The following is a 26,171-nucleotide window of genomic DNA, read 5'->3' on the forward strand; positions in this document are numbered from 1 at the left end:
GCCCTCCATCGCCTCCGCGTGGACCGGCGCACGTGTCCGGTGTTGTTCCATCTCCGCATCCTTCAATGCTGTTGGTATCGCCAAGTCCGGGGTGAAGTGGAGATCGCGCCATCCGGTGCATCCTTCCGGCCGCCACTCGCGTCTTCCGCGCTCATCCGAGGCCATTTCGGAGTCGCCGCACAGCACCCACACCTGGTACGGCATCCGGTCCAGCCGCTTGCCCGCCAACGCCAGGCCCACACCGACGGGCAGTCCTTGGCCCAGCGATCCGGTGGCCACGTCGGTGGGTGGGATACGCGGTGTCGGGTGTCCTTCCAGTCTGCTGCCGAACGTGCGGAAGGTGAGCAGTTCGTCATCGGTGATCGCGCCCGCGGCCTTGAGCATCGCGTAGTACAGCGGCGACGCGTGTCCCTTGGACAACACCAGGTGGTCGTTGGCGGGATCGTCCGGGCGCCGGAAGTCCAGGGTCGAGGTGGCCGTCGAGCAGCACGGCCATGAGGTCGGCGGCCGACATCGAGGAGGTCGGGTGGCCGGAACCGCTCGCCGCGCCCGCCCGCACGGAGTCCACTCGCAACTGTTGGGCGAGTTCTCGCCGGAATCGACTGTCCACCGTGCTGCTCACCGCTTCTGCCGGATTCAGGCCTTTACCGGCCGTGCTCGTCCGCGGCCTTGCGGTGCGCGCGTCGGTAGGCGAACGTCGCCGCGGCGCTCGTCGCGGCCATCACCACGACGACGAGACCCACGACGATGTCGTTGACCATGGCGGCGCCGACGTCGGCGATGTGGTCGAATGCGAACGGCGCCATGATGAGCCATCCGCCGAGCAGGACGTTGACGACGCTGAACCAGGGGACGTTCCGCGGTGCCACGACGCGCACGACGGCGAGCACCGCGATCGCACTGCCGATCACGATGTCGTTGCCGCGCGCGGCGCTCCCGCCCGGGTAGTCCAGCACCGACGGGGCGAGCAGCAGCCAGATGCCGGCCAGGAGCGTCACCGCGCTGGCCGCGCTCGCGCCCACCGGGATGTGGTCGTCCCGCGCGCGTTGAGCTGCCCACTGTTGGTGTGTGGGCGGGTTGTGTGAGGGTTGGTACACCATCAGAGTTCTCCCTCCGATTCGTTCCGCCTGCGACGCCGGTAGGTCGCCATGGCGCTGAGCAGTCCCATGGCGACCACCACGCCGCCGACGACGACGTTGTTCACGGCCGCGGTCGTCGATCCGGGCCACGGCTCGTAGCCGAGCACGATCGGCGCGAACACCAGCCACACGCCGAGCGCCACGTTGACCAGGCTCAACTCCGGCAGGTGACGCGGCGCCAGCGAGCGCACCAGCGCCAACACCGCGATCGCGGCGCCGATGACGATGTCGTGCCAGTAACCCTCGAGCCCCTCCGCGGCGGGCGCGTAGTCCAACGCGAACGGCGCCAAGGCCAACCACACACCCGCCAAGAACGCCACACCGCTGGCCACGTTCGCCACGGCGGGCTCACGGGCACCGTAGAACGTCGCAGGCGTGTGGAACGGCGCCGAACCGTATGCGGGCGCCACGGGCTGGTGCCCCTGCGAGGCGACCGGCGCGGGGTCGGATTCTTCGAATCGTCGACCGGGCGGCGGTTGTTGCGGAATGCGAGAAGTCACCTGTTCCTCCTTCATGGTCCGGGTGGTCGTTGCCGCGGTTCCGGTGGACTTCCGCCTCGTTCTCGCGCCCCGACTCGTGGGGTGACAGACCGGTGAAGGAGCTCTCGGCCGCTTCCACCGGCCCGTCGGGCACGCCGTCAAGGCGAACGCCTTCTTGGTGAGGCAGCGCAACACCACGTCGCCAACCTGGCCGTTGGACCGCATCGTGCCGCTCTCCAACGCCCGCTGAGGCTCCCCACAGGCCACCACGAGCGACACCGCGGCGAGGGGTCGGAGACAGGTCCATACTCGACGGCTACCCTCGGACGACCCGTTCGCGAACGCCCATGCCCCGTTGTCAGGCAATCGCAAGGCGCGCCGGTCCATCCGACCGGGATCACGATCGCGGCGCGGGCCACACCGATCCGGATGTCCCGCGCAGGGCGCGGTCGGGGCGGACGACCCACCACACCAGCGCCGTCCAGGCGGCCGCCAGGAGCACGCCGCCCAGCACGTCGGTCGGATAGTGCGCGCCTGTGCATAGCCGCTGCGCGGCCACCAGCGCGGGAACGACGACCGCCGAGGCCACGAACAGCCACCGCCACCAGTGGGACGTCGCCGCACAGACCAGCAGCGCCGTGGCGGCGTAGAGCGCCAGCGCCGCCGCGACGTGGCCGGACGAGAAGCTGGAGGTCGGGGCAGGTCCGGGTTCACGTGCGGCACGTCGGGCCGGGGACGCGGGGGGGGCACGGCCGTGGTCACCAGGAACAGGCTGATCTCACCCATCAGGGTCAGGGCGAGGAACAGGACCGGCACGCACGACAACAGCGAGTTCAGCACCGTCCGGCTGCCGTCACCGAAAACGGCTCCCACACCGTCCTGACGACGCCGTACTGGTAGAGCGCGAGATACCCGACGACACCGGTGCCCACCAGCGCCAACGCGATGACGGCAGCCACGGCCCCCAAGCGGACGGGGTGTAGTCCCATCCGGGCGGGATCGCCGTTCCAGACGCGCGGCGGTTACGGAGGCCATCCGGGGTCTCGCAGAAGGTAGTGGTCTCGACCGGCGGGTTCCTCGGGCTGCGGTCCGGAACCTTTCGCCTACCTTGCGCTCGCCTTGCGAAACGACCGAGGCGACGCGGCCACCGCCTTGTGACCATCACGTCGGAATGTCGATCCGGAGACGAGCGGATATCGGCCTCACTGTGAGCGGTTGTCAGGTGGTGGCCCGGAAACCCCTGACCCGAAAAGGCGATGGGAAGCCGCGCCGCTGCTCCCTGTCGCGATAGCCGCAAACGCCCCTGTCAAGCCGCCGTGTGAACCGACTTCGCACCGGAGAGGACGGTGCCCATGTCCGCGGAGCCCAGGACCAAGGCGGGTCTGGTCGCCTCGTTGGTTCCGCTCGGCTTCGTCATCGGATTCATCGCCTACACCGCCGGCCGGACCACGGCCTCGGTGTGGGTGCTGACCGTCATCGCCCTCGCAGGTGCGGCGGTGCCGTTCACCGTTGCGCTCTTCGCCGTCAGCCGACGCCCGCGACGCGAGACGTGAACGACGACCAGAGGAGACGACGTCAGTCGCCTGACCGGACGGTAGCGCAGGCCCGCCGTTCCCTCGACGACCGGAACAGGGTCGTCATCGGCGTGGTGGTCGTCGCGGTGCTCGCGCTCGTCGTCATCGGCGGCGTCGTCTGGACCGGGTCGTCTCAGGACGGGGGCCTTACCGCGCCGACCGGCGTGACGGGCATCAACGCGCCCGTCGAACGCCAGGACGGCGTGGTGATCGTCGGCCAGGACGACGCCAAGGCGACCATCGACGTCTACGAGGACTTCCTGTGCCCGGCGTGCGCCCGGTTCGAGAAGGCCTACGGGCCGCGGATCAAGCGGGAGGTGGAAGCGGGCGCCTTGAGGGTCCGCTACCACCTCCTGCCGATGCTGGTCGGGCTGTCCCGGCCCGAGGGCTACTCGCTGGACTCCGCCAACGCCGCGCTGTGCGCCGCGGATCAAGGGAAGTTCTGGGAGTACCACGAGGCACTGTTCGCCTCGCAGCCCCGTGAGGGAGGTCCGGGGCACACCGAGCAGGAACTGGTGGAGTTGGGCTCCGACCTGGGCGTCACGGGCGAGCAGTTCGAGCAGTGCGTGCGGACGGGCCGCCACGAAGGGGTGGCGAAGGCCGAGCTGGCCGAGGCCAAGGCCACCGACTTCTTCAAGGGCACACCGACCGTGACCGTTGACGATCGACCCGTCGACCTGAGCGACAGCGACTGGTTGCAGGACGTCGTAGAGCCTGGTCGAGCGCCGGTTCAGCCGTCGCCCGGTGGGTGACCGCGCGGCAGCGGCATCGGCGACACGACTAGCTGGAACGGGTCTCCCCGCTGCGGTCGCGGTAGGCCGAGCGCACGTCACCGGCCAACGTCTGCCGGACTCGACGCGCCATGTCCTCCACGGCGTCGACGTCGTACCGGCTGAGCGACGAGGGCATCTCGCCGGTGACGAGATCCACCTGGGCGCCGATCGCGGCTCGTTGGTCGTCGTCGCGCGCGGCGGCGGCGACGTCGCGCAGCATCCGGAGCAGGGCGTTCAGGACGGTGGGCTCGCGGCGGCCGTACCGGCGGATCTGGCCGCACGCCAGGTCCAGGTAGTAGGTGAGGTCCCGGTCCGGGACCACGACCCGCCCGACGCGCCTGTCGTCCTCGTGGAGGGTGCCGCCGAGCCGTCTGCCGGCGATCTTCACCAGCAGGTCGGACATGTGGCCGATGGCGTGGATGGCGGTGACCGGGTCGTTGATGCCGGGGGACAGCGCCTTGACCGCGATGTCGGTGAGCTGTCGGAACCCGAACGCCGCGTCCTGTTCCACCGTGCGCTCGTACTTGAGCACCACGCCCTTCCGCACGCCGGCCTCCACGGTCGGGAGGTCGACGGCGCCGTTTCGGCGACTCCAGACCGACGCGAGCGGTGTGCCGCGCACGACGTGGTCACCCGGACGTACTTCGAGCTCGATCAGGGTGTCCGAGGTTCGGGCGGTGCGGAGCAGGGCGTCGACGTCGACGAACCTGACGAAACCGCTCGTGTCCGCGCGGACCTGCTCTCCCGGGCCGTCGACGCGGAGGTCTTCGGACGGTCTTGGGCGGGGATCGCCGTACTCGGGGTAGAAGGCCCCGATCGCCCGGTCGGTCTCGTCGTGGACCGCGCGCATCATCGTGTCGACCCGGAGCACGCGTGCGATGTGCGTGATGAAGACCAGGATCGCGATCAGCACCGCGAGACTCGCGCCGGAGGCGATCAGCATCGTCAGATCGGGAACGGACTCCTCGCGTCCGACGTAGCGCAGTGCCGTGATGGCGAACACGAACGCGCTCACCAGGACGGCGAGAACGAGTTTGATCAGCCGGTCGCGCATGAACTCACGCAGCAGCCGGGGTGAGAACTGCTGGGAGGCGAGTTGCAGGGCGACGATGATCAACGTGAACGTCAGGCCGGTCACGGTGATCACCGAGGTGGCGAGGGACTGCAGGAAGGCCGTGGCGGAGTCCGGACCACCGGGCCACTGGAGCCAGGCGAGAGGGTGCGGCCGGTCCAGGCGCACGGGCACCGACAACAGTGCGCAGGCCAACCCCGTCACACCGCCGACAGCGGGCCACAGCCACAGCGGTGTACCCGAACGTTCCGCGCTGCGCTGTTTGGCGCTGTTCCGGGCCACAGTGTCAGCTACCCGGAGCAGACCGTCCTACGCCACTCGAACGATCGAACCGGTCGGTGGATTCCAGTGATTGCACCCTTACGCCCCGACAACGGCAACGGGACCCGCCCGCAATTCACCCCGCCGCCGCGCTGTGAGTTCCTGACGTGTCGCCGGGCCCGCTTCGTGCGCGGACCGGCGACGCCCGCCGCTCAGCTCATCGCGGTGAGCAGGTCCCGGCACGCTTGCTCGCACGCCCGGCAGGCCTGGGCGCAGATCCGGCAGTGCTCGTGCATCTCGGCGTGCGAGTCGCACTCGTCACCGCACGACTTGCACACCGTCGCACACGCCTCCAGCAGCGACCGGCTGATGTTGGCGTCGTAGCCGGTGTGCCGGGACAACACCCGCGCCGTGGCGCCGCAGATGTCCGCGCAGTCCATGTTGGTCCGCACGCACTTGGTCAACTCGGCCACCGAGCTCTCGCTGAGGCACGCGTCGGCGCAGGCCGTGCACGCCTCCTCGCACGCGATCAGCGCGTCGATCGTCGAGGCGAGCTTCGCGCGGTCGAGGTTGATCTCCGCCGGGTAGCTGTCCATCATCGGCATCGTCGTCGTGGTCACTTCGATCCTTCCTCCGGATGTGGATGAGGTCGTCACATCGGCTACCCGTCGTCACGGCGGGCAACCCGCAGGGCACAGGCGGCCGTCGCGGTGGTCAGCTCCCGGGGGCCGTCGGGCAACGGGTCGGTGGGGGGACGTCGCCGTCGTCGGTGGCCTCGACCATCGCGTCCAGCGTGGTCTCGCCCGCGCCTTCGAAGATGAAGGTCAGCGGCACCGTCGTGCCTGCCAGGACCTCCTCGGAGAAGTCGACGACCAGCAGGTGGTAGCTCGGACTCACGCTGCCGGGCTCCCCGACCGCGCCTTCGGCGGGCACCGGGATGCGGGGCACCACCTCGCTGGTGCCGTCGCAGTCCTCGTCGGAATGGAGCTCGACCTGGTCCGCCTTCTGCGTGCGCACGCCGAGCAGCGCGTCCGGCTGGTCGGATTCGCTGAACACCGCCAGCCGCACCACCGCGTCGTCACCGCGCCGGTAGGCGTGTTCCGGCGGCGCCTCCACGAAGACGTTGCGCAGCACCACATCGCCCACTCGGCCGTTGGTGCCCATCGTCCCGCTCTCCAACTCCCGCTGCGGTTCGCCGCAGGACGTCAGGACCGCAGCCAGCACCGCCCCCGCAACCCCCAAGGTGCCGATTCTGTTCATGCCCTCGGGCTACCCGCGGCCCGCACGCCAGACCGAGTACGTCTCCGTCGCAAGGAAACCGCAAGGTTCGCGTGACACTCGCGGCCGCTCACACCGAGGCCCACCGGGCGGGTTATCGGCCGTGGGACGCCCTTCGCGTTGAGCTGCGCCCAGAGCGAACCGTCACTCTTGGCAGGCCGCACCAACGGCACGGTCGGCAGCCGGGTGCCCGTCGGGGAACCGGGATAACGCCAAGGCGTCGACCCGAAGACGGCAAGGCTTCGGTGCGGTGCGACCGTGCGGACCGACACGGCGGCAGTGGGTACGCCGTGACCGGGAGGCAAGGATGAGTACATCGGAAAAGCCGGGCAATGAGCTGTAACGGGCGAAGATCTGGGCGGGGTGGACGAGCGTCGCGTTCCTGTTCGGTTTCCTGTACATCGCCATCGACCGCGGCCCCAACCAGGCCTACATGGTTCTCGTGGTGGTGGCGATAATCGCCGTCAGCACTGGTCTGATCGTGTCCATGGCCCGCCGGAAACGGCGCCGTGATCGGGAGTTCGGATCGTGAACCGGCGCGTCCAGCCGACGTCGTCGGCGAGGCGGAGCAGTCCGGCCGCGGTGAGCAGCTCGACGAGACCAGCAGCGCGGTCCGCCACGACCGCGTGCCCACCAGTACGACCGCAGCAGTCAGCAGGGCGGCGCCGCTGACCGCCAAGGCCAGTTCGCTCATGACCGCCTGCCCTCGGCGTCACGCCTGCCCGCACCTCTGCGGGGCTCCCCGTTCCGGTCCACCTGCCGTTGCTCCTCTTCGATCTCGCGGCGGAGGAAGTAGTTCAGCGCCGTCCGGATCGTCGCGACCGAACGCGAGCCCGGTGCCGACGTCGTTCCAGCTCCAACGCAGCGCCAGTTCGCGGCGCACACGCCCGGCCCTGGACCCGCCACCCCACAACGCCGTACCCGCAACGGCGGTCAGCGCCGCCAGCACCGTCGGTACCACCAACAGGGTCAGCAGCGGCCACGGCGGCAACCGGTCGCCCTCCAACAGACCCGGGTCGGCGACCGCGAAGGGCACCAGCACCAGCGCCGCCGCCAACAACAAGACCACCTCGGCGACGAGGAACACCCCCACCATCGCCAGTCCGGTGCGCAGGCCCTCGGCACGCCCCGCGGCGGAAGCCGGCGAGGGCACGGCGGGGCGGGGCTCGTCGATCTCCTCCGCGTCCGGCCCCGGTCGACGCCGTTCCATCCATCGCCTCCTGTCGTCGACCGCGCCGGCCTGCTCGGCACGACTCCGGCTGTCGGCTACCCGCGTCGATGCGCGGGTACTGCGTCGGCCGGTGAACGTCAGGTGATCGCAAGACGGGAGCGCCGCGAGCACGAACGGCACGACATCCGCTCCGATCGCACGGCGGACTCGACGTGCCCCTCAGTACGCACCGGATCGATCAGGCGACGGGCCGCCGCGCACGACCCGCCTCGCCGGCCGGGGCCCCACGGGTCACGGGCGACCTCGGACCGACCGCCGGCCCGGCACCAGCCCCAAGACGATCATGCCGACGCCGAGCCCGAGGTGCAGCCAGTTGTCCGCGGTGTTGAGCGGCACGACGTTGGCCGCACCGCCCGGCTCTACGGCCAGGCCGTAGAACCACAGCGCCAGGTACACGATCCCGCCGCCGATGAGGTAGAGGCGCGCTCCCCTCGGACCTTGGGCGAGCGCGAGGCCCGCGACGCCGAAGGCCAGGTGGACGGCGTTGTGCAGGATCGAGACCTGGAACAGTCCCAACAGCAGTGCCCCGGAGTCGGGGCCGGCGAATTCGAGCGCGTCGTAGCCGACGACCAGGCCGGGGATGAACCCGGCCACGCCGACGAGCAGGAACACCACGCCGACCACCGCGCTGATGATCTGCACAGGGGATCGCGTGGCGTGTTCGGTGCGGCTCATGCCGCCTCCCGGTGAATTCGATGTGGTGTTGTCAGCCGGAGGAGGTGCCGTCGGCGACACCGGTGTGCGAGTCGTCCGGCGTCGAGGCGAAGCCGCCGGCCGCCCACATGGCGCCCGTCGGAGCTGAGCAGGAGCTGAGCGCCCGGCTTCTGCCGCCGCCGGACCGGTACGGCACGGGCTCATCGCGATGCGCGGCTGCGCCGACTCTCCTCATACCGGTCGGCTACCCGCCGGCGTGCCGGCGGACTACCTCGGCACCGCTTCGTCAGGCAACCGCAAGGTCCTCTGCGGACGTCGACGTCCACCGCCGGGTAACCGGACCGGGACGTGTTCCGACACCGGAGGCCGATGTGCAACCGTCCGTCTTCACCCCGTGGACCTGGCGTTCCCTGAGGTCGTTCGCCGGCGACGAAGACGGCAGTCGGGACGCCACGAGCACCGGAGAACGCCGCGACACCGGTTATCGGTTACGAAGTCGAGGCCACCGACAGCGCCAGTGGCGCGGCGGTCAGCCGACGCGCCCGGGCTGGTCCGTGCCGTGGTGATCGCCCGGTTGGCGCCGGCCCTGACCCGCGACTGGCGACCGGTGCTGTTCCCGGCCGGGGAGGTCACGCTGTTCCTGGCGTCCTCGTCGGCCGTCGACCGGCCCCGTCCCGACGTCGCGCAGCTCACCCCGACCCCCGTCCACTTCCGGCTTCCCCTCCGGGCACGTCTCCGCGACCTGCGCCCTCTACACGGCCACCGCGCTCCTGGTCGTGACCGGCACCCACCGCCGGCGGCGATGGGCTCGCCGTGGCCACCGCTCGATCTACGCTGGACGGCGTTCGTCATCGCGGCCTGTTGTCCCGTCCGGTCCGTTGTCCTGTCCACTTTGATCATCCGGCGTTCACCGGTCGGGGCGTGGGCCGGTCAGCTGGTCGGCGCGGGCGACTCGGCGACGAGGCTGTCGGCGACGAGGAACTCCTCGTTCGCGTAGACATCGAACAGCGCGGACTCGACCAAGCCGTAGTCGTCGGCGTAATCGTCGTAGGAGAACTGCCGGACGGTGCCGATGACCGTCACCGACTGGCCTTCCGCGAACTCCCGCTCGCCTCCCTTGAACAGCACCAGCAGGCTGTCGTCGCCGTAGGCTCCGGCGTCGAGCACGACCGCGCCCTCGGTCAAGTCCGTGTCCACCGGCGCGGTGACGGCGACCTGCTCGCCGACGTGGTCGCTGTTGGCGAAGTACTGCGTCTCGGCGGCCGTGGTGGTCGTCGGCGGCTCCGTGGTCGTCGTCGGTGCCTCCGTTGGCGTGGTGAACACTCCGCCGTCGGCGGCCGGGTTGTCGTCATCGGCCCCGCACCCGGTCAACCCGATGGCCAGCGCGAGCGCCGCGCCCACCGCCAGCCCTCTTCCGGTACGTCGAGACATGTGCCACCACTCCCGTCCGTTCATCCGTTCCGTTCACTCGTACCTCCGGACCGGATTCCCGCAGGTCGACCCGTGAACCTTACGGCCACCTTGCGGACCGCGAACCGTCACCGTTTCGTGGTCGGTGCTCGATCGACGCGTGAAGCTCCGCTTCTGGCAATCACCTTGCGTTACAAGGATTCCCTCTCGATCGCCCGTACGAGCACCTAGGCTCGGCAACGACCGCACGACCACGACTTCGACCTGTCGATCGAACCAAACCACGCAGCCGCTCGGCCCTCGGATCATGCCGGTGTGCCTTGATCCGGTCCCTTCGTATGCCGGTAGGAGGACCGTCCCAGCGTGATCGTCGCCGAGGCTTCGGCCCGCAGTAGTGCAGGACGAACGGCGAGCCGAGCAGTCGCCCCCACGCGTGCACCGCGAGGAGATCCGCGTCGTGGTGGGCCGCGATGTCGTAGGCGAAACCGATCGCGCGCTGATTCGTGTCCGAACCGTCGACGCCGACGACCACCTGGCGCTGGGCGAGATCGTCGGTCGGGTAAGCGCCGACTGACACCGATCCGGGAACGACGGCGACCGGTCGGTCGCATTCGCGGACCAGTTTCGCCGTGGTGGAGCCCAGAAACATTCGTGCTACACCGTCCCGTCCGGTCGCCCCCAGCACGAGCAGTTCGGCATTCCGCGCGGCGTCGAGCAGCGCGCCCACGGGTTCGTCGTCGACCACTTCCGTCCTTACTTCGACGTGCGGCTGCGCGGCCCGGAATCGGCCGGCGGGGTGCGTGCACCAGCAGTAGTGGCAGCGATCTGCTGCCCGCCTCGCGCGCCGCCCATGCCGCGGCGTGTGCCGCCTCCTCGGATCCGTCCACATCGACCACGATCACCGATGCATCGGACACTGCCATGCCATGGCCTCCCGTCCGGTTACCGTGCGCGGCCATGCGCGTCACCCGTGTTCGACGGACCGGGGTTACGGCCGAACGCCGTCCTCACCGGGATCCGTGGGTCGGTCGGGTCGGTCGGGTCCTCGGTCCGCGCGTCCGGACGTTCACAAGGCCTGGCTGCCTACGTCCATGCTCACTCGCCGTCGCCACTGGCACCAGGGCGGACCCGTCCACTCACACCACGGCTTTCTTTCCGGTGTCCGGCAATCCACGCGCGGGCGGCTGGTGTTTCGAAACCACGCCGCCGACACTCGGCATCGGGCCGCACCATCCCAACTGCGACGCCCGACGTTGATCGGTCGGTGATCGTCCGCTCGTCACGACCGTGGAAGGGCACGACCTCGTGCCGCAAGTCCGCCGGCTCACGAGCACACCCGAATGGGTTAGTGCCGGCAGGCCTGGGTATCTGACTGGTAGCGGCAGCCGAAGTACTTGTTCGATCGGCCAACTCAAGGAGAGGAGCCTCGTGGTGGGTCCGGGCGCCGTGGCCTACGCCAGTGTCGGCGTCGCGACCCTCTTGGCCGCGCTGCTGCCGCGGGTCTTGAGCAGGGCGCCGATCTCGATGCCCATGGTGTTCCTGGCCGCGGGCGCGATCGCGTTCACGGTCCTCGACCCGCTGCCCGATCCGGACCCGATCCAGTACGGCACGGTCACCATGCACCTCACCGAGCTGTGCGTGATCATCTCCTTGATGGGCGCGGGTCTCGCGCTCAACCGGCCGGTGGGCCTGCGTCGCTGGGCGACGACCTGGCGGCTGTTGGCCGTCACGATGCCCCTGTCCATGCTCGCCATCGGCGCCCTGGGATGGGGTGCACTCGGCTGGAGCGTGGCTTCCTGCGTACTGCTCGCGGCGGTGCTCGCCCCCACCGACCCGGTGCTCGCCAGTGAGGTCCAGGTCGCCGAGCCCGCGGAGAACCCGGACGACCCCGGCTCGGCCGAGGACGAGGCGCGGTTCGCGCTGACGTCCGAGGCCGGGCTCAACGACGGGCTGGCGTTCCCGTTCACCTACGCCGCGGTTGCCATCAGCGTCGTCGGCGCCACGCCGGACGCCTGGCTGCCGCACTGGCTCGCCGTGGACGTGCTGTGGCGACTGGCATGTGGTCTCCTGGTCGGGCTGCTCACCGGGTGGGGGTTGCGCATGCTGTTCTTCTCCGCGCCTTCGGAGAAGCTCCGCCTGGCGGAGCACGCGGAGGGCTTCGTCGCGCTCGCCGCCACCTTCCTGGCCTACGGCCTCACCGAACTGGCCGAGGGATACGGCTTCGTCGCGGTCTTCGTGTGCGCCTGCACGATCAGGGCGGGCGAGCGGTCCCACGGCTACCACCGCGTCCTGCACCAGTACGTCGAGCAGGTCGAGCGCATGCTCACAGTGCTGATCATCTTCCTGCTCGGCGGCGCGGCCGTCACCGGCCTGCTGGCGGGCACCCTATGGCGAGACGTGGTGGTGGCGCTGGCCATCCTGCTCGTGGTGCGGCCGGTGACCGGCCTGATCGCCTTGGCACGTGGCAGAACGGGCCCGCGCGAGCGAGCCGTCATCTCGTTCTTCGGCGTGCGGGGTGTCGGATCGCTGTTCTACGTCGCGTACGCGCTTCAGTCCGGGCAGTTCCTGGAACAGGGCGAGATTTGGCGGGTGGTCGGCCTGGTGGTGATCGGCTCAGTCGTCCTCCACGGAGTCACGGCGACCCCCGCCATACTGCTGCTGGACCGCATGCGGGTACACGCGGCGCAGGACCGGCACGGCGATCCGAACCAAGCACCGCAGACTCCCGTGTGACGTCACTGGCCGGCAGGCCGGTGTCCCGGGCCACGTCGGACCACGTGGTTTTCGCGCGTTGGTTGGCACCGCCGGTGTCAGCGCCGTGTTCTGCCTCGGCCACAGCATCCACCAAGGGGTGCCCCGCGCCCGTTCACCGCCGGCACACCCGCGGTCGTGGCCAACGTCGCCGCCTTCGACCTGACCGCCGGCGACGGCCGCGCGCTCTACTCCAAAACCAGGACCCGGTGCCCCACCCGCCCTCAAGGGCTCATTGATCGGACGAGAAGTGGTTGGCTGGACGACATCACGCGCGGTGCCGGGTAGCCCATCGTCACAGTGTCATGTCCACATCCGCCCGAACCCGCAGATCGCCAACACCTTCTCCACTATCGCGCTGGCCCTCTCGATCTCCACGGCGCATCCTTCCCGATCGGCCGCGATCCGCCCTTCCACCAAGGCACGAACACCTGCCGCGCCGAGGAACGTCACGCCGTCCAGGTTCAGGTGCAATCGCCGCGGTCGGTGTGCGCGCAGGGTGTCCGCCATCACGCCGGTCAACTCGTCCGCATTGGCCTGATCGATCTCGCCGGTGATGACGATGCGTGCGTGGACACCGTCTTGCCGCACTTCGCAACGGCACCGGGTGGACAGTCCGGGGTGTCGGGTCGCCACATAGTCCATGCTGACCTCCACGTCCGGTGGATGGCGTCTTCCTCCCGCTTGGTCACACCAAGTGCTCCGAACGGCACCCACTCCATTGTCGACCTGGCCCGGAACCGGGAATCCGACGATTTCCTGACGACCAGCCGGCGGGCGGTGTCGACCAGTCCTTCCACGCTGAACGCCTGTGGTGTATCGCCCAGGTGGCGTCCGGTGGGGTGGTACACCTCGCTGAGCAGGCCGACGTCGTTGCCGGTGACGTAGGAGACACTCGGCGCGCCTTGAAGCATGCAGGGTTGCGACGCGGTGTCGGTAACCGAAGAGGACGGTGCGATCCCTGCATGTCGGTGTTGCCGTCGGCACCGAGGTGGACCCGAAGGCCGGCGGTGCGGCACAGTTCGTCGTCGCGCGTGGTGATGTCGAGTCGCCGGTCTGCCGTGGACGACGTCGGTGACGTAGTCGTCGAGGCGACCGGGGTGCCGGGCCGGCGCGGCACCACAGCCGGCGAGCGCGGCCAGGATGACGATCACGCCGGTGACGGCAGTGCCCGTGCGGGCGGTGACGTTCTGGAACGCCATCAGTGACTCGTGTTCGGCGATTCGTCACGCGACAGCGGCGTGCGGAGGCAGCACGGCGACCGGGCACGGCGCCAGGTCCACAACCGCGTGGCTGACCGAACCCAGCAAGGCACGGCGCACCAAACCTTTGCCATGGCTGCCGACCACGAGCAGCCTCGCGTTGTCGGCGGCGGCCAGCAGCGCGTCCACCGGAGCGTCGACGATGACGTCGAACTCGGACGTGACCTGCGGGTGGCGGCGCGCGCAGTCCGCCAACTCGGTTCCGACCAGCCCGCCGTGGTACCGCAGCGCCTCCTCCGCGTTCGACTCGACCGGGTGCGCCGCCGTGACCGCCGCGCCACTCGTCGCGTGTACGGCGAGGACCTCGGCGCCGACCCGGGCGGCGAACTCGTAGCCGAACCGGAGAGCCCTGCCGCTGATCGGAGAACCGTCCACTCCGATCACAACCGGTCCGTCGGGGTCGCGAGGCGGCCGGCGCACGACTACAACCGGCACCGGGCACGACTCGATCAGGTGTGCGACGGTCGGCCCGGGCAGGGCACGGGTGACGCCCTCGGAATCGGAATGTCCCACCACCGCGAACACCGAGTGCTCGGCACTGCGTAGCACCACATCGGTCGGATCACCGGACACGAGGTCGATGTGGACGTCGACCGCCCCTTGGGCGCGGCACCGCTCGGCCAGTTCGGCGAGCATGTCGACAACCCAGCGCCGCATCGACTCCTCACCGGTGATGGGCACGGGCTGGTGCAACTGTGCTCGTTCGTAGACCGGCCGGCTCATCGCGTGCACCAGGCGCAGCGGCAGTTCCCAGGCGATCGCCTGTCGGGCCGCCCATTCGGCCGCACGTGCGGCATTGTCGGTGCCGTCTACCCCTACGACGATGGCCTCATCCACTGCCCCTCACCACCTCCCATCAAAAAACCTCCAACCGTCTGGTCGTCGATGTCCACTCCCGTTCGCTTGCGGTCGGCTGGCGCCGGCCACGTGTACGGGAGAGCGTGAAATCCTGGAACACAGGACCCGAAGCCACCTGTACGGAGCTGGACGGGAAACCGTTGATCGGCCGTCCACTACCGACCTCACCGTCCGACCCCGAGTCCGGACAACACCGTCGCACGGCTGATGTCACTGGGCGACACAATGCCCACCAGCACACCGTGCTCGAACACCGGTGCCCGTCGGTCACCGCAACCGTTCATGACGGACACCACCTCGGGCAGCGGGTCGTCCGGGGCCACCTTGGGAACGTCGGCGGGTGGGCAGGCGATGTCACGCAGCGCAGTGGAGTCGCGCAGATCGGCCGGCACCGCCTTGAGCCGGTTGAGCGTGACCAGCCCCTGCAGCTGGCCGGCCTGGTCGACCAGTGGGAACGCCGAGTGCCGGCGCACCAGCGCGACGTCGCGCAGGAACTCGGCGACGCTCTGGTCCCCGTCGGCGGTGTCGGGGTGCGAGGTCATGACGTCACGCACCCGCAGTCCCGCCAGCGCCTCCACCAGGTCGGACTGCGACCGCTCGGCGCTCGCCATCACCACGACGAACACCCCGACCAGGACCCACCACAACCCGGCCCCCGCTCCGGCGAGCAGCCCGAGCGCCCCCAGCAGGACCAGGGCGAACCCGAAACCACGTCCGAGACCGGCGCTGACCAGCGCGGCACGGTGCCGGTCACCCCACCGGCGCCACAACGCGGCGCGCAGGATGCGTCCACCGTCCAGCGGCGCGGCGGGAATGAGGTTGAACGCGGCGAGCACGAAATTGATGAACGCCAGATAAGCGAACACCCCCGAGACCAAGGGCGCGACGCCCACGGCGGCCACCGCCCAGGCGAGGAGGCCGAACAGGACGGCCACCGCCACACTGGTCGCCGGTCCCGCGACCGCGATCCGGAAATCGGCGCCGGGCGTGCGCGCCCGGTCCCGCAGCCATGCCAGGCCACCGAGCATCCACAGCGTGATGCCCTCGACCCGCTGCCCCTCTCGACGTGCGACCACGGCGTGGGCCAACTCGTGGCTCAGCAGCGACAGCAGGAAACCCACCGCCGCCACCACAGCCGCCAGCAGGTACGCAACGGCGCCGTGGCCGGGGAAGGCCGCGGGGAACCTGGTAAGCCCGACCCCGAACACCAGCAGGACCACGACGGCGAACACACTCCAGTGCAGTCCGATCCGAACGCCCCACAGCCGTCCCAGGTGGATTGTCGCTCGCACGTCTCCCACTCCCTCAGCGGTGCACACCGCGATGTCGGGTCTACCCGGCCTGCTCACTCCTTCCGGTTACCCAACGGCTCGGTGAGGCACCGCCCGTACCCCTGTCGTCAGGCGACCGCAAGGTTCAGCCGGCGATTCCCGTCACAGCAGGACGTCGATCCGGCGACGATCCGCACTCGAACGCAGTACGACGGGTTGGCAGGTTGTCACCCGGAAAGCCGGATACGAGCGGCGGCGAAAGAGCTGTCCGCCGCTGCGGCGTCGCGATCGGATCGCCATCCGGATCACACCGCGGCGCGAACCACTGCACACAGGAAGGACGACCCCATGTCCGTGGAGCCGAGGATCGAGGCAGGTCTTGTCGCCTCGCTGATTCCGCTCGGCTTCGTCATCGGGTTCATCGCCTACGCGGCCAACAAGACCACGGTCTCGGTGTTCCTGCTGACCGCCATCGCCGTCATGGGTGCGGCAGTGCCGTTCACGGTCGTGATCTTCGCCGTCAGCCGGCGACGCGACCGGAGCGACAGGCCATCGAGCCGAGTCCGGCGACAGGCCGAATCCACACCGTGCGGCCAGCTTCGCGTCACTGACCGAGCCGACGAGATTGTCGGACGTTTCCCTTGCGGTGCAAGCGATCTCATCGTCCGGGCTGCAATGACTCACCGCGTTGATCTGCGTACCGCTGGGCGGCACTCCCGTCATGATCGTGTCTCCGCCTTGCCGCGTGCCGACGACTCGATGTGAACGGCTCATCGACGAGTCACGACGGCGGCGACCATGCCTAGCACGGCGATCGAGGAGCCCACGGCGAGGTCGTTGACCGTTGCGGCCGTCGGGTCGACGTGATCCCGGTAGCCGATCGACCACGGAGCCGCAGCGAGCCAGACACCCGCCGCGGCCGTCACCGGCCCGGCCCACCTAGCGTCCGCCGGAGCCATCGCACCGATCAGCCCGGCGACCACGACGACGATCCCGGTCACCACCTCGTTGCTGTGGCCGGTGAGCCAGTTCCCGACTATGCCGTAACCCAACGCGAACGGTGACACGACCAGCCACAGGCCGAGCACGAACGCGATCGCGCTCAGCCGGGCGCCGATCGCGACGCGCCCCGTCGTGCCGCCCATCCCGGGGGACGGCGGATCGGTACCGCGCGGTGCCGATCCTGATCACACCATGGTGGAAACCCACTCAGGTGTCGCCCAGGCCGCCCCGGGCGAGCTGTCAGGTGATCGCAAGGTCCGCGGTCAGTCGTCGAACCGCACCTTCGCCCACACGGTCGTGTTCTCCCCCGCCGACACGACACCCCACTGCTCCGTCAGCGTGCTGACGATCAACAATCCGGCCCCGAGAGACCACCCGACGGTGTGACGGGGTGCGCGGTTGCGGACACGGATGGTGAGCGCGTCGGTCCACCGGTCCAGGACGAGTTCCAGGACGTAGGGCGGCGCGCCGTAACGCCGGGCGTTGTCCACCAGCTCGCCCACGACGGTCCCGACCAGCAGGACTTCGTGATCCAGCCAGCCGTCCAGGCGCTCCCGCAACCACACCTCGACCTCGGCTCGCGGTGGGGACTCCCTGTCCTCCATGACCAGCACGACGGTGTCGTGGCCCGCGCTCACCGACGGCCCTCCCGCGCGTCAGGCCCGCCCGGCGCCGGGACACCGGACGGGTGTTCGAAGTACACGTGCCAGCATCTCCCCTCGGCGTGCCGATGCACCTGACGATTGTCCTGCTCTTGCCGATCGACCAGTACGAATTCGGTCGGCAACGGGAAAGGGGTCATCCGAGGCAACAGGAGCAGGAATGGGGGCCGATCGCGCGGTCGCGGCCACGCCACCCGGCCACGAGGGCGTGTGCCCACAACAAGTCCCAGGCCGCGTGGGCCTCTCCGCTGTCGTGGGCGCGACCGCAGCTGTCGCAGATCAGGACGAGTGTGGCGGGATCGTGCTCGGCTGGAATCGCGGTCACTGTGCCGGAGGTCGACTTTCTCGGTGGCGCGGTCGGTGACACGGTCTGGCGGGCGTCGGCCGCGCCCTTGCGGCCGACGCCTGGTCGTGCACCCGAATTGTCCCGGGAGCCCACACCACTGTGGCCGGAAACAACCCGGGTGAACCTTGCGATCCCCTTGCGATCGCTGCACGCGCCGGCATCCTGGGGCAGTATCCCGTTGTCATGGATTTCTCGGTTCTGCTGGTCGAGGACGACGAGCACATCAGACAGGCACTCGGCCTGGCGCTGGGCGACGAGGGCTTCACTGTGACCGACGCGGTGTCGGGCGAGGAAGCCCTGGACCTGCTGGCCGTGGCCGAGCCCGATGTGGTGCTGCTGGACCTGATGCTGCCCGGCGTGGACGGCCTGGAGGTGTGCCGCACTCTGCGTGCCCGCGGCGACCTGCCCATCATCATCGTCACCGCCCGCACCGACGCCTCCGACGTCATCGCCGGCCTGGAGGCCGGCGCCGACGACTACGTCACCAAACCCCTGATGGCCAGCGTGCTGGCGGCGCGCATCCGTGCGTTGCTGCGCCGCCGCGGCACCGGACGGCACGACGAGGTGCTGAAGGCCGGTGGGCTGGAGATCCGCCCGGACGTGGGCTCGGTCCACCGGGCCGGTGTCGAGGTGCACCTGACCAGGACGGAGTTCCGGCTGCTGGTGGAGCTGGCGTCCGCCAGCGGGCGCATCGTCACCCGCGAGCAACTGCTGCAACGCGTCTGGGGCTACGACTACTTCGGCGACACCCGGCTGCTCGACGTCCACATCCGACGGCTGCGCCGCAAGGTGGAACCCAACCCCGACGAGCCCGCCCTCGTGCTGACGGTGCGCGGCGCCGGCTATCGGCTGGACGTGGACGGATGACCCGAGTGCACCGGTTCTCGTTGCGCTGGCGCGTGGCGATGGTGCTGGGACTCGGCTCGCTGCTGCTGACCAGTGCGGTCGCCGTGGTGGTGTGGAACCTCGCGTCGGGATACATGCTCAGACAGCGCGAGCAGAGCGCGGTCCGGCAGGCCCAGGTGAACGTGCGCCTGGTCGACGAGGCGCTGCGCACCGGCTCGGACGGACTCGACGAGCTGCTCACCGGCCTCACCGCCGGACCGGACACCACCATCCTGCTGTTCCGCCCCGGCCAGGTGCTGACCAGCGGCAGGCAGGTCGACCCCGACCAGCTGCCGCGCAAGCTGCTCGACCTCGGACGCGACGGCATCCCGGCGGGACAGCGCCTGATCGTGAGCGGCATCCCGGTCTACGCGGTCACCCTCCCGATCGCCCACGCGGAGGGCGCCTACGTGGAAATGGCGCCGATGGTCCAACTCGACCGGACGTTCCGGTTCCTCAGCGCCGTGCTCGTCGCCGCCACCGTGGCCAGCGGCCTGCTCGGCGTGGCGCTCGGGTCGTGGGCCGGCAGACGCGCGCTGCGGCCGTTGACCCAGCTGACCAAGGCCGCCTCCCTGATCGCGGGCGGCGACCTGCGGGCGCGTCTGCCCGAGCAGACCGATCCCGACCTGACACCACTGGCCACCACGTTCAACTCGACCGCGGACGCGCTGGAACAGCGGGTACTGCGCGACGCCCGGTTCGCCGGCGACGTCAGCCACGAGCTGCGCTCACCGCTGACGACCATGGTCAACGCCGCCGAGGTGCTGCGCCGTCGCCGCGCCGAGATCCCCGGCACCGCGGGCAAGGCCGTGGACCTCCTGACCTCCGAAGTCGACCGGTTCGCGCGCATGGTCGTCGACCTGCTGGAGATCTCCCGCACCGACCAACAGGTCGACGACCCGACGCCGGAGTCCATCGACCTGGCGGAACTCGTCACCAACGTCATCACCACGCGACCGGGCGCGCAGGTGCCGCTGGAAGTGGACGAACCGCCGCCGCACGTGCTGGGTGACCGACGCCGACTGGACCGGGTGGTCAGCAACCTGCTGGACAACGCCGACCGCCACGCCGGCGGCGCGGTCCGCGTCGCCGTCCTCCGCCGCGACGGCCGGGCGAGGCTCGAAGTCGACGACGCCGGACCGGGTGTGCCGCCCGACCTGCGCACCCGCGTCTTCGAGCGGTTCGACCGCGGCACCCGGGCCGGCAGCCGGGGCACGGACACCGGCAGCGGCCTCGGCCTGGCCCTGGTCGCCCAGCACGTCCAACGCCACGGCGGCACCGTCCGGATCGAAGAACGCCCCGGCGGCGGCGCCAGGTTCATCGTCGAGATCCCCGAGGCCGAGCGATGAGGACCATCGCGCTGGTCGTGTCGACCGCATTGCTCATGTCGACCGCGCTGCTCACCGCCTGCGGCGTCACCTCACAGGACGAACCCCAACCCCTGGTCACCTCGACCGCCCCCCTCGACGCGACACCCACCCTCACGCAACGACCGGACCCGCCCACGTCGACAAGCACACCCCCGACGACCACCGCGACCGTTCCCGCGACCACCACCTGACGATCGTCAGGTACTCGTCAGGTCAGCCACCTGCGGATTCCCGCAGGATGGAGGTGCCGAGACGAACCGGGGAGCAGCCGTGGTTGTCGACCAATACCAACAGGACCCCTACTGCCGTGACGCCGTGCGCACGCTGGCCGCCGAGTTCAGCGGACGCGTGCCGCGAAAGGTCGTGGCCCGCACCGTGGTCGGCGCCAGGCAGGATCTGCAAGGACAGATCCAGCCGGAAGCGCTGGCCGAGATGCTGCACCGCCTGGCCCACCACCGACTCGACACCATGATCACCGCGAGCACATGACCATCGCGTACACGGAGCGCACCATCTCCATACCGGCGGACGCGGAGGCGGTGTTCGACGTCGTCACCGACCTGGAGAACCTGTCGGCCTGGCTGCCCGCGGGCATCGACGTCGAGCGATACGGGCCTCACCTGGTCCGTTTGTGGGTCGGTGAGGACACCGTCGAGCGGCACGTCGCGGTCGACTGGGAGAAGCTGAGGATCGACTGGGGCGACCGGACCTCATCCACCTACTTCGGCACGCTCCAGGTCCTGCGCATCGCACCCGGCCGCAGCGCCGTCACTATCCGACTGACCGGTGCCGCGGGACTTCCCACGCCTCGTCTGGACGACTGGCTCGCCCGTGCGCTCGAAGCACTCGTCACCGTCGTCGGCGCGGAACGACGGGCCTCACCGCATTTCGTTGGGGTGCTGCCTTCCTAGCCGGCCCGGTCTTCGGCCCGACGTGCCAGGCCCGGGTGCTGCCGACGAGCCGACTGCTCAAGTGTCGTCTGAACCGGCTGGCCAACGGACCCACGATCTGACTAACACTTGTTAGTAGCTAACGCCAGCCGTGTAAGCGTGACAGCGACACCCCGTGGCGACGGTTCCTCCGCACCCAGGCCGCAAGCATGTTGGCCTGCGACTTCTTCCACGTCGACTGCGCCGTCACTCTCAAACGGATCTACGTGTTCTTCGTAATGGAGGTTCCCACACGGTACGTGCACATCCTCGGCACCACCACCAACCCCGACGGACCGTGGACGACCCAACAAGCCCGCAACCTGCTCATGGACCTCGGCGACCGGGCGGAGGACTTCGGGTTCCTGATCCGCGACCGGGCCGGGCAGTTCACCACCTCGTTCGACGCGGTCTTCTCCGGTGTAGGCATCGGGGTCGTGAAGATTCCACCACGCTACCCACGGGCCAACTGCTACGCCGTACGCTTCGTCGGCACCATCAGACGCGAAGCCACCGATCGACTACTTGTCATCAACGAGCACCAACTGCGGGCGGTGCTGAACAGCTACATGTCCCACTACAACCGCCGTCGCCCCCACCGAGCCCGACAACTCACACCACCACAGCCGGACCGCCCGGTCCCACGGTCGAGTTGTACCTCGGTACGCCGCCAACCCATCCTCGGCGGACTGATCAACGAGTACGAACCCATAGCGGCTTAACGCAGGCCAGAGCCTGTGTACCGGCTTTTGGCACCCCACAGAATACAGACCTGCCGCCACGAACTGCTCGACCGCGCACTGATCTGGAACCAGCAACACCTACTCCATGCCCTGCACGAGTACGAGCAGTTCTACAACTCGTATCGACCGCACCAGGGCATCGCCAACGCCCGACCGGTACAACCGCTGCCTCAACCGATCACCGGCCAAGCCCGGATCACCGATTTCGACATCCGCCGACGGCAACGGGTTGGGCGGCCTCCTCAACGAATACCACCACGCCGCCTGACCTACACGGATGACATTTTCGGCAAGCACAGCGTTTGCAGGGACAGCGCCTGCCAGCCCGGTGATCCATAGTGGACTGACTCAAGGCCCGGTGCGGGTAGTGCGGTGTGCCGCGACGGCCACGGCGGTGCAGCAGGCCGCCAGGCTGGCCAGAACCAGGGGCACGGGAACGGCCGCGCGGGTGACCAGGAGGCCGGTGATCAGCGGCACCGTGGCGTTGCCGACCATGCAGGCGGTGAGGACGACGGCGGTCGCCCGCTGGGGACGGCCAGTGGTGCCGAGGTGCGCCAGGGCTGTCGGCAGGACCGGGGCCAGGCAGAAGCCGGCTGCGGCGATCGCAACGGGTGCGACGCCGGGCCAGGCGGTGAGCGCCAGGACGACCGTCGCACCGGCGAGGCACCCGACCACGAGCATGGTGGGCGCGGCTCGGGCCAGGCGCGGGATCACCAACCTGCCTGCGGCGAGGCCGCCCCAGAACAGCGAGGTCAGCCGCGCGGCGGCGGCGGGGTCCCACTCCTGCGCGACCAGGTGCGTGGACATCCATGCGGCGCTGCTGGTCTCCAGGCCCGCGTAGAGGGAGCCGAGCAACGCAAACGTCGCCACGGTGCGCGTGCCGGCCACGGGTCGGGCGCCAGGAGCCGCCTCGGGGTCCGGCTTGCTGCGGGCCGGCGTGGTCGGGACGAGGCCTGCGGCGCCCGCAGCGACTGCGACGGCCGCAGCCAGCAGCAGAAAGACGGCCATCGGACCGAGGGCCGAACCGACCGCCAGCGGACCGGCGATGGCACCCACGCCGAACGCAGCGTTGAGCGCGTTGACCATCACCACGCCGCGCTGCCCGTACCGGGTGGAGAACGCGGTGTTGAGCGCCAGCACGAGACCGCCGTAGCCGAAACCGGCCACGGCGGCGGACGCCAGCAGCAGCGTGCTGGTCGGCGCGACGGCCGTCCCGGCCAGACCGCCGATCGCGGCCGCCACCAGCACCGCGCCAGCCGCGGGGGTGCGGGTGGAGTGCAGCGCGGCCCCGCCGAGCAGGGTCGCCGCCAGCGCGCCGGAGTTGTAGACGCCGACCAGCAGGGCGACGGCCGGGTCTCCCCCGAGCCCCTCCCCCAGCACCGGGACCGCCGCGCCCAAGGCTGCGGTGACCGCCCCGAGGGCGGCGAACATCAGGAAGGCGGACGCGGTGGTGAACCTGCCCGGCGTCCGCGTGGGCCGCGTGGCCTCGTCGGTGATCACCGAGCCCCTACCGGTTGCTGACCGGTTCGTGCACGGCTCCCCGCAGGCCGTCCGGACCGGCGACGACCCGCAGCTGCGTGAGGCTGTCCACGTGCCAGTGCGGTCGCGGGTCGCCCGAGGCGGTGCGGCGCCCGACGCCGATGACGAACATGCCGGCCTCGCGGGCCGCCGCCACACCGGGCGAGGCGTCCTCGACGACCACGCAGCTCGCCGGGTGCACGTCCAGCGCCTCTGCGGCGGCGAGGTAGCACTCGGGCGTGGGTTTGCCCGAGGACACGTCGTCGCTGGTGATCAGCACCTGGGGCATGGGCAGGCCGGCGCCGCGCAACCGGGCCAGCGCCAGGTCGCGGTCGCAACTGGCGACCACCGCCCACGAGTGGCCGGGCAGGCAGGTGAGCAGCTCCTCCGCGCCCGGCAGCGCCCGGACGAACTTCGTCTCGGCCGACTGTTGGCGGCGCAGTTCGGCGTAGTCGCTGGCCGCGAGCTGCGGCGGGGTGCCCGGCCGCAGGTCGATCATCACCTGGTTGCCGGGCCTGCCGTGGACGGAGGGCAGCACGTCGACCGGATCGAACTGCTCCAGGGCCGCCCAGCGCAACCAGCTCCGCTCGATCACCCGGTCGCTGTCCACGAGGGTGCCGTCCAGGTCGAGGAGCAGTGTTCCGGTGGTGAAAGTCGCGATCCGAGTGTTGCGGGCTACGCCGGTCGTCCCGGTGGACGTGCGCACCATCTCGCCCCTCCTTGCGGGTGACTCCTGGTCCTGATTTTATTTGGTCGGGTTACAAAATGCTGTTCCGAGTGTAGTGGGAGCATCTGGCGGATGGATAGACCCGTTCGGCGTCCGACCGCGGTGGGACGTCTATTGGAGCTGCTGCACCTGCACGGGCCGCTGACCCGCGCGGAGGCGACCACCTCGCTCGGCCTGGCGCGTTCCGTGGTGGGCGACGCCGTCACCGACCTGGCGGAACTGGGCCTGGTCGTGGTGCGGCAACCCGCCCCGAGCCGCACGGGCGGTCGGGGCCGCCCCTCCCCCGTGCTGCTGCCCGCGCCGGATGGCCCGGTCGTCGTCGCCGCCCACGTAGGTGTCGGCGCGGCACGGCTGCGGGTGGTGCGGCTGGGCGGGGAGTCGGTCGGCGAGCCGGCGTCGCTGCCCGTCGACCGCACCGCGCCCGCCGAACGCACGCTGGCGGAGTTGGCCGCACGGGCGGCGGAGCTGGCGCGCGGGGCCGGCGGGCCGTGGGTTGGCCTGGCCGTGGGCACCGGCGGGATGGTGCGCCACGGGGTGGTGCGCTCGGCACTGCACCTGGGCTGGACAACCGAACCGGTGCAGGCGGAGGACCTGCTGGCGCGACATCTGCCGCCCGGCGTGACGGCGTCGGTCGCGCACGAGTGCTCGCTGGCGGCGTTGGCGGAGCGGCGCCACGGTGCCGGGCGGGGCGCGGGTTCGGTGCTCGTGCTGGCCTGCGAGCACATCGGCATCGGCGGCGCGCTGCTGTCCGACGGGCCGGCGGCGGTCGGGCACGCGCTGGAGGCCGGCCACCTGGTGGTGGACGACCGCGGCCCGCAGTGCCCGTGCGGCCAACGTGGCTGCCTGGAGCTGTTCGCCGACGGCCGGGCCCTGCTGCGGGAAGCGGGCGTCGCCGACACCGGGGACGCGGCGCTCGTGTCGGACGTGCTGGAGCGGGCGGCCCGCGGCGAGCCCAGGCCACTGGCCGCCGCGCGTCGCGTGGCCGAACGGCTCGGCATCGGCGCGGCCAGCCTGGTGAACGTCCTGGACCCCGACCTGGTGGTGCTCACCGGCCCGCTCAGAGCGCTCGCGGTACTGGCGCGTGAACAGTTGGAGAGCAGGCTCGCCGATTCGCTCGTGGCCCGGGTCGACAACACCCGGCTGACCGCCGGTGAACTGCACGAACCGGTTCTCTCGGGGGCCGCCGACCTCGCTTTCGACGTGTTCTTCCGCGCACCATCCAACGCACTCGGCGGCAACACCGGTCAAACACGACCTGACGGTGGTTGAAACGGCACTTGAAAGCGCATTTCACGCACTGTGCGGTCACTCGCGGCGTGATGTAAGCCGCTCAAGTGAACACGATCGGAGTAGCACGACCCGCTCGTTGACACATAGCGCTAACAACAGGACGTATCCGTTGCACTGAGTGCGCATCGGCGCTTGCTCCGGCCACCCGAATGCCGAGCCGAGCACGGAGTGAAACCACTCGCCGTTGACCGTCCAGGCCGGACTGAAATATTCCACGCGACCGACCCTTGTTGCGCCGATGTTTCACATGCGTATCGTCGGTGGCGCAGCAACGCCAGATGATGCTCTACCGCTCGAAATGTCTTGACGACGCTGTCACTGCACTTTCGGGCAAAGGCGCCGAATACGCTTGATGCACAACTCGGGGGCAATCCTCGAACATCAAGCTTTCTGTCTGGCCTTCCTTTGGGCAGCGAACCGTCATCGCGGTCGGTTTGCGCTGCCCTCCGTTCCACCGGATCGCGACCGTGCGACTCGGTGTCGTTGTCACGCGCCGGTTTCGTGAAAATGAGGGGAATTTTCGATGCGCACCAACGCCGTCGGCGCTGCTGCCGTCGTTCTGGAGGACGGCCGCGTGTTCCGCGGTGAGGCCTACGGCGCGGTCGGCGCGAGCCTGGGCGAGGCGGTGTTCTCCACCGGTATGACCGGCTACCAGGAGACCCTGACCGACCCGTCCTACCACCGCC

General features: G+C 69.9%; 31 protein-coding genes and 3 pseudogenes. 14 read left to right on the forward strand and 20 right to left on the reverse strand.

All coding sequences use genetic code 11. The annotated features are described in order from the left end of the window. Window positions 1-159 precede the first annotated feature (159 nt). The 5 genes and pseudogenes from FM051_RS45555 to FM051_RS53475 all read right to left on the reverse strand — a co-directional run. A pseudogene (locus FM051_RS45555) lies at window positions 160-622 on the reverse strand (transketolase); the annotation flags it as partial. A gap of 22 nt (window positions 623-644) precedes the next feature. After that, entirely contained in the window at window positions 645-1,100 is a 456-nt protein-coding gene (locus FM051_RS45560) for an SPW repeat domain-containing protein (RefSeq protein ID WP_158853429.1), read from the reverse strand. Then, on the reverse strand, window positions 1,100-1,639 hold the full coding sequence (locus FM051_RS45565) for an SPW repeat domain-containing protein (protein WP_158853431.1): 540 nt from the start codon (window positions 1,637-1,639) through the stop codon (window positions 1,100-1,102). Before FM051_RS45565 ends, FM051_RS45560 begins: the two co-directional genes overlap by 1 nt. 376 nt (window positions 1,640-2,015) lie before the next feature. Next, window positions 2,016-2,321 (reverse strand): annotated as a pseudogene (locus FM051_RS45570) (phosphatase PAP2 family protein); the annotation flags it as partial. A gap of 130 nt (window positions 2,322-2,451) precedes the next feature. After that, entirely contained in the window at window positions 2,452-2,577 is a 126-nt protein-coding gene (locus FM051_RS53475; RefSeq protein ID WP_274383887.1) for a hypothetical protein, read from the reverse strand. 393 nt (window positions 2,578-2,970) lie between these two features. Between FM051_RS53475 and FM051_RS45575 the strand changes: the two genes are divergently transcribed. Both FM051_RS45575 and FM051_RS45580 read left to right on the forward strand, forming a co-directional pair. Continuing rightward, window positions 2,971-3,171, forward strand: coding sequence for a hypothetical protein (locus tag FM051_RS45575; protein ID WP_158853433.1), 201 nt, complete (start codon window positions 2,971-2,973; stop codon window positions 3,169-3,171). After that, window positions 3,168-3,944 carry a DsbA family protein gene (locus FM051_RS45580; protein WP_158853435.1) on the forward strand — a complete coding sequence of 259 codons (777 nt, stop codon included), beginning with the start codon at window positions 3,168-3,170 and terminating at the stop codon, window positions 3,942-3,944. The genes FM051_RS45575 and FM051_RS45580 overlap by 4 nt, the downstream gene beginning before the upstream one ends. Window positions 3,945-3,972: 28 nt before the next feature. Here the strand turns inward: FM051_RS45580 and FM051_RS45585 are convergent, their stop codons facing one another. The 5 genes from FM051_RS45585 to FM051_RS45605 all read right to left on the reverse strand — a co-directional run bounded on the left by FM051_RS45585 (window position 3,973) and on the right by FM051_RS45605 (window position 8,482). Next, window positions 3,973-5,319 (reverse strand): DUF2254 domain-containing protein, encoded by a 1,347-nt coding sequence (locus FM051_RS45585; RefSeq protein WP_158853436.1) that lies wholly within the window; start codon window positions 5,317-5,319, stop codon window positions 3,973-3,975. A gap of 191 nt (window positions 5,320-5,510) precedes the next feature. Further along, complete coding sequence (locus FM051_RS45590) at window positions 5,511-5,918, reverse strand: four-helix bundle copper-binding protein (RefSeq protein ID WP_238413143.1); 408 nt, start codon at window positions 5,916-5,918, stop codon at window positions 5,511-5,513. Between the two features lie 94 nt (window positions 5,919-6,012). Then, window positions 6,013-6,558 (reverse strand): copper chaperone PCu(A)C, encoded by a 546-nt coding sequence (locus FM051_RS45595; RefSeq protein ID WP_158853438.1) that lies wholly within the window; start codon window positions 6,556-6,558, stop codon window positions 6,013-6,015. 730 nt (window positions 6,559-7,288) lie between these two features. Further along, window positions 7,289-7,786, reverse strand: a complete 498-nt coding sequence (locus FM051_RS45600; RefSeq protein WP_158853440.1) for a hypothetical protein — start codon at window positions 7,784-7,786, stop codon at window positions 7,289-7,291. Between the two features lie 252 nt (window positions 7,787-8,038). Beyond that, a complete protein-coding gene (locus FM051_RS45605) occupies window positions 8,039-8,482 on the reverse strand; it encodes a DUF4383 domain-containing protein (RefSeq protein WP_158853442.1) in 444 nt (147 codons plus the stop codon). Between the two features lie 496 nt (window positions 8,483-8,978). On the opposite strand from FM051_RS45605, the gene FM051_RS45610 reads away from it, so the two are divergent. After that, a complete protein-coding gene (locus tag FM051_RS45610) occupies window positions 8,979-9,458 on the forward strand; it encodes a hypothetical protein (RefSeq protein WP_158853444.1) in 480 nt (159 codons plus the stop codon). Here the strand turns inward: FM051_RS45610 and FM051_RS45615 are convergent. The 3 genes and pseudogenes from FM051_RS45615 to FM051_RS54265 form a co-directional block, all read right to left on the reverse strand. Beyond that, window positions 9,392-9,892: a hypothetical protein gene (locus tag FM051_RS45615; RefSeq protein WP_158853446.1), complete on the reverse strand. Its 501-nt coding sequence runs from the start codon at window positions 9,890-9,892 to the stop codon at window positions 9,392-9,394. The two genes, FM051_RS45610 and FM051_RS45615, sit on opposite strands and share 67 nt — an antisense overlap. Before the next feature lie 160 nt (window positions 9,893-10,052). After that, entirely contained in the window at window positions 10,053-10,520 is a 468-nt protein-coding gene (locus FM051_RS45620) for a universal stress protein (RefSeq protein WP_420803668.1), read from the reverse strand. Further along, a pseudogene (locus FM051_RS54265) lies at window positions 10,515-10,830 on the reverse strand (universal stress protein); the annotation flags it as partial. The pseudogene FM051_RS54265 and the gene FM051_RS45620, both read right to left, overlap by 6 nt. A gap of 472 nt (window positions 10,831-11,302) precedes the next feature. Here FM051_RS54265 and FM051_RS45625 point away from each other — a divergent pair. After that, window positions 11,303-12,604 (forward strand): cation:proton antiporter, encoded by a 1,302-nt coding sequence (locus FM051_RS45625; protein ID WP_238413144.1) that lies wholly within the window; start codon window positions 11,303-11,305, stop codon window positions 12,602-12,604. 321 nt (window positions 12,605-12,925) lie between these two features. Here the strand turns inward: FM051_RS45625 and FM051_RS45630 are convergent, their stop codons facing one another. Then, window positions 12,926-13,267, reverse strand: coding sequence for an STAS domain-containing protein (locus tag FM051_RS45630; RefSeq protein WP_158853451.1), 342 nt, complete (start codon window positions 13,265-13,267; stop codon window positions 12,926-12,928). Window positions 13,268-13,683: 416 nt separating this feature from the next. Here FM051_RS45630 and FM051_RS45635 point away from each other — a divergent pair, with 416 nt between their 5' ends. Continuing rightward, window positions 13,684-13,830, forward strand: a complete 147-nt coding sequence (locus tag FM051_RS45635; protein ID WP_158853453.1) for a hypothetical protein — start codon at window positions 13,684-13,686, stop codon at window positions 13,828-13,830. Between the two features lie 18 nt (window positions 13,831-13,848). On the opposite strand, the gene FM051_RS45640 is transcribed toward FM051_RS45635, so the two are convergent. Continuing rightward, complete coding sequence (locus FM051_RS45640; RefSeq protein WP_158853455.1) at window positions 13,849-14,721, reverse strand: universal stress protein; 873 nt, start codon at window positions 14,719-14,721, stop codon at window positions 13,849-13,851. A 185-nt stretch (window positions 14,722-14,906) separates the two neighbouring features. Then, complete coding sequence (locus FM051_RS45645) at window positions 14,907-16,034, reverse strand: site-2 protease family protein (protein ID WP_158853457.1); 1,128 nt, start codon at window positions 16,032-16,034, stop codon at window positions 14,907-14,909. Between the two features lie 327 nt (window positions 16,035-16,361). Here FM051_RS45645 and FM051_RS45650 point away from each other — a divergent pair, with 327 nt between their 5' ends. Continuing rightward, window positions 16,362-16,778, forward strand: coding sequence for a hypothetical protein (locus FM051_RS45650; RefSeq protein ID WP_158853459.1), 417 nt, complete (start codon window positions 16,362-16,364; stop codon window positions 16,776-16,778). Window positions 16,779-16,783: 5 nt separating this feature from the next. On the opposite strand, the gene FM051_RS45655 is transcribed toward FM051_RS45650, so the two are convergent. After that, window positions 16,784-17,158 carry an SPW repeat domain-containing protein gene (locus FM051_RS45655; protein ID WP_158853461.1) on the reverse strand — a complete coding sequence of 125 codons (375 nt, stop codon included), beginning with the start codon at window positions 17,156-17,158 and terminating at the stop codon, window positions 16,784-16,786. Window positions 17,159-17,278: 120 nt separating this feature from the next. Next, the gene (locus FM051_RS45660; RefSeq protein WP_158853463.1) at window positions 17,279-17,653 is read right to left on the reverse strand and encodes an ATP-binding protein; all 375 of its coding nucleotides are present in this window, start codon (window positions 17,651-17,653) and stop codon (window positions 17,279-17,281) included. A gap of 553 nt (window positions 17,654-18,206) precedes the next feature. Between FM051_RS45660 and FM051_RS45665 the strand changes: the two genes are divergently transcribed. The 6 genes from FM051_RS45665 (at window position 18,207) to FM051_RS45690 (ending at window position 21,929) form a co-directional block, all read left to right on the forward strand. Next, window positions 18,207-18,890, forward strand: coding sequence for a response regulator transcription factor (locus FM051_RS45665; protein WP_158853465.1), 684 nt, complete (start codon window positions 18,207-18,209; stop codon window positions 18,888-18,890). Then, window positions 18,887-20,257: a HAMP domain-containing sensor histidine kinase gene (locus tag FM051_RS45670; protein WP_158853467.1), complete on the forward strand. Its 1,371-nt coding sequence runs from the start codon at window positions 18,887-18,889 to the stop codon at window positions 20,255-20,257. Before FM051_RS45665 ends, FM051_RS45670 begins: the two co-directional genes overlap by 4 nt. Continuing rightward, window positions 20,254-20,469, forward strand: a complete 216-nt coding sequence (locus FM051_RS45675; RefSeq protein WP_158853469.1) for a hypothetical protein — start codon at window positions 20,254-20,256, stop codon at window positions 20,467-20,469. The genes FM051_RS45670 and FM051_RS45675 overlap by 4 nt, the downstream gene beginning before the upstream one ends. A 79-nt stretch (window positions 20,470-20,548) precedes the next feature. Then, the gene (locus FM051_RS45680; protein WP_158853471.1) at window positions 20,549-20,767 is read left to right on the forward strand and encodes a hypothetical protein; all 219 of its coding nucleotides are present in this window, start codon (window positions 20,549-20,551) and stop codon (window positions 20,765-20,767) included. After that, complete coding sequence (locus FM051_RS45685; RefSeq protein ID WP_158853473.1) at window positions 20,764-21,189, forward strand: SRPBCC family protein; 426 nt, start codon at window positions 20,764-20,766, stop codon at window positions 21,187-21,189. The genes FM051_RS45680 and FM051_RS45685 overlap by 4 nt, the downstream gene beginning before the upstream one ends. Window positions 21,190-21,446: 257 nt before the next feature. Continuing rightward, window positions 21,447-21,929 (forward strand): integrase core domain-containing protein, encoded by a 483-nt coding sequence (locus FM051_RS45690; protein WP_238413145.1) that lies wholly within the window; start codon window positions 21,447-21,449, stop codon window positions 21,927-21,929. 369 nt (window positions 21,930-22,298) lie between these two features. Here the strand turns inward: FM051_RS45690 and FM051_RS45695 are convergent, their stop codons facing one another. Together FM051_RS45695 and FM051_RS45700 are read right to left on the reverse strand one after the other, a co-directional pair. Beyond that, the gene (locus tag FM051_RS45695) at window positions 22,299-23,450 is read right to left on the reverse strand and encodes an MFS transporter (protein ID WP_158853475.1); all 1,152 of its coding nucleotides are present in this window, start codon (window positions 23,448-23,450) and stop codon (window positions 22,299-22,301) included. Between the two features lie 7 nt (window positions 23,451-23,457). Beyond that, window positions 23,458-24,177 carry an HAD-IA family hydrolase gene (locus tag FM051_RS45700; protein ID WP_158853477.1) on the reverse strand — a complete coding sequence of 240 codons (720 nt, stop codon included), beginning with the start codon at window positions 24,175-24,177 and terminating at the stop codon, window positions 23,458-23,460. A gap of 90 nt (window positions 24,178-24,267) precedes the next feature. Between FM051_RS45700 and FM051_RS45705 the strand changes: the two genes are divergently transcribed. Further along, on the forward strand, window positions 24,268-25,464 hold the full coding sequence (locus FM051_RS45705) for an ROK family protein (protein WP_158853479.1): 1,197 nt from the start codon (window positions 24,268-24,270) through the stop codon (window positions 25,462-25,464). A gap of 544 nt (window positions 25,465-26,008) precedes the next feature. Continuing rightward, window positions 26,009-26,171: carbamoyl-phosphate synthase domain-containing protein (locus FM051_RS45710; protein ID WP_274383888.1), on the forward strand; the 163-nt coding region annotated here is incomplete at its 3' end.

It is taken from the genome of Saccharothrix deserti (assembly GCF_009769385.1).
Lineage (GTDB): Bacteria > Actinomycetota > Actinomycetes > Mycobacteriales > Pseudonocardiaceae > Actinosynnema > Actinosynnema deserti.